The 522-nt window shown below is 73.4% G+C and carries 1 protein-coding gene; it reads right to left on the bottom strand.

The window, feature by feature from the left end:
• A partial coding sequence (locus D1614_RS25050; protein WP_119440544.1) for an N-acetyltransferase occupies window positions 1–459 on the bottom strand: 459 nt, incomplete at its 3' end.
• Window positions 460–522 lie beyond the last annotated feature (63 nt).

The raw sequence follows: 522 nt of genomic DNA, 5'->3' as shown, positions 1-522 counted from the left end.
CAGGCGCGAGCCGACGCCCAGCCCCTGGGCCTGGGGCGCGACGCCGAGGAACCACAGATAGACGTGGGGCTGGTCCATCGGGTGGTGGGCGTCCATGTCCGCCCGCAGCGCCGTCAGCCGGGGAAAACGCTCCAGGCCCGTGGCCGCCAGCAGCATGGGCAGGGCCTGCAGCTCGCGCCACAGCGGCTGGGGCGCCAGCGCCTCCGACGGCATCCACACCGCCGCCGCGCCGCCGCCGTTCGGCCGGTCTATCCGCCCGGCGGGGAAGGCCATGCGATCGATCAGGAAACGGAAGAAACGGCGGCGGACCCTGGCGCGGCCGGCGTCGTCGCGCAGGAACCAGTTGAAGTGGGGGTCGACCGCGAAGGCGTCCGCGAGATCGGTCGAGACCCCGCCCAGGTCGCCCGCCCCCGCCTGGGCCGGCGTCTGCGCGCCCCGGCGCAGTTGCTCGATGTCCATGATCCGTCCCCGCGCCGCTTTTCCTTGAGGCTAGGACGGCGGCGAAGCGTAGAAAAGCGCCTT

The organism is Maribellus luteus (genome assembly GCF_003576475.1).
In the GTDB taxonomy this organism is placed as follows: Bacteria; Bacteroidota; Bacteroidia; order Bacteroidales; family Prolixibacteraceae; genus Draconibacterium; species Draconibacterium luteum.
The sequence above is the reverse complement of the archived record's forward strand: the minus strand, read 5'-3'. Positions and strand labels throughout refer to the sequence as shown.